Annotated in this window: 2 protein-coding genes; both read left to right on the top strand. The window is 40.2% G+C overall.

The genetic code is table 11. The features are described 5' to 3' along the window. The first annotated feature begins 8 nt into the window (after positions 1-8). Positions 9-968 carry a DNA-directed RNA polymerase subunit alpha gene (locus Q0314_RS06070; RefSeq protein WP_298057539.1) on the top strand — a complete coding sequence of 320 codons (960 nt, stop codon included), beginning with the start codon at positions 9-11 and terminating at the stop codon, positions 966-968. 11 nt (positions 969-979) lie between these two features. After that, the gene (gene rplQ, locus Q0314_RS06075) at positions 980-1,336 is read left to right on the top strand and encodes a 50S ribosomal protein L17 (RefSeq protein ID WP_002943070.1); all 357 of its coding nucleotides are present in this window, start codon (positions 980-982) and stop codon (positions 1,334-1,336) included. Positions 1,337-1,869: the final 533 nt, after the last annotated feature.

A 1,869-nucleotide genomic window follows, 5' to 3' on the forward strand; every position in this document is an offset into this window, starting at 1 on the left:
TAGAGAGTATAAGCGAGAATGTCGCCAGAATAACCGCGTATCCGTTTGAGACGGGCTATGCGGTTACTTTGGCTCATCCGCTAAGACGACTTTTATATAGCAGCACGGTTGGATTTGCGGCTACGGGCGTCAAGATAGAGGGCGTATCTCACGAATTTGATTCGATGAGAGGCATGCTCGAGGACGTAGCGCAGTTTATTATAAATTTAAAAAACATCCGTTTTAAGCTAAAAAACGAGTCTGAGCGCGAGGTGGTTGAGTATTCGTTTAAAGGTCCAAAAGAGATAAAAGCCGGCGATCTAAAAAACGATGTTGTAGATGTCGTAAATCCAGACGCTTATCTTGCGACCATAAACGAGGATGCGGAGCTTAAATTTTCCGTAATCATTCAAAAAGGTATCGGATACGTCCCAAGTGAAGAAATAAGAGACAATACCGAAGAGGGTTATATAGCTCTCGACGCTTTCTTTACGCCTGTTAAAAAAGCTGTTTATGAGCTAGAAAATGTCCTGGTTGAGGATAACCCTGACTACGAGAAGATTATTTTCACGGTTACGACGGACGGACAAGTGGGCGCGATCGAAGCGTTTAAACACGCGATCGAGGCAATGTATCAGCAGATGTCGGTGTTTAAAGGTGTTTTAAATATCGACGTATCAGCAGGCCTAAACGCTCAAACTTCAGGCAGCGAGCATGCGAAGTTGTTACAAAGCGTAGAAGAGTTAAATTTGAGCGCTAGAAGCTTCAACTGCCTTGATAAAGCTGAGATTAGATTTATCGGCGAGCTTGCTTTGATGGATGAAAACGAGCTAAAAGAGCTTAAAAATTTAGGCAAAAAATCTCTCGACGAGATCAAAGCCGTTATGCAAGAGATCGGATATCCGGTCGGCGGCGACCTAGGCGGCGGCAAAGAGCAACTCAAGAAAAAAATCGCCGACCTAAAATCACAAATGAGTGCAAAAGAGTAAAAGGAAGATAAATGAGACACGGTCACGGATACAGAAAACTAGGTAGGACGTCGGCTCACCGCTCGGCTCTACTTAAAAATTTAGCTATCGCTATCATCAAAAGCGAAAAGATAGAGACGACCTTGCCTAAGGCAAAAGAGTTGAGAAGCTATATCGAAAAGCTAATCACTAGAGCTAGAAAAGGCGACAGCAACGCTCACAGAGCAGTTTTTGCCAGCTTGCAAGATAAAGAAACTACGAATAAACTAGTAACTGAGCTAGCTCCAAAATTCGTAGGCAAAAACGGTGGATATACGCGTATCGTTAAGACTCGCGTTCGCCGAGGCGATGCTGCTGAGATGGCTTATATCGAGCTAATCAAAGAATAATTTTTAGAGAGCTTCGGCTCTCTTTTCTTTTTAAATTGACATATTTTAGTTACCTCAAACTCCCTTTAGTATTCACATCAATTAAATTTATTTATTCATCTATTGCATTGTTTGCAATTTTGTATTTAGTTAGAAAGTAACAAAATTTGTAGCTAGTTTTACCCTGGTTTCTGTCGTAGTTTGAAGTGCAAATTTGCTTTCAAAAGATTTGCTTGTACGATAGACGCTTGCCATATCAAATTTATGCATCTCTGCAAACAACATTTGGAATATTAAGCACAGGTATTTCGAGTTTTGAATTACGGATTACGCCCTTGCTACTACCGCACGTTTTCATCCTTAAAGAGCTGCTAGTATCTTTTATATTTTACTTATCTACATATAGAATCGTCTCGAATTCCAAATTTAACTAGATCAAAAATAGCCGCCAAAACGCCAAACTCATAGCGTATTTAAAATTTTATCTGCTATAATATCTCGAAAATTTAAAAAGGTTAAAAATGATCCCATTTACCGATGAAGAGCTTCTAAAG

Source organism: uncultured Campylobacter sp. (assembly GCF_938040115.1).
GTDB lineage: Bacteria > Campylobacterota > Campylobacteria > Campylobacterales > Campylobacteraceae > Campylobacter_A.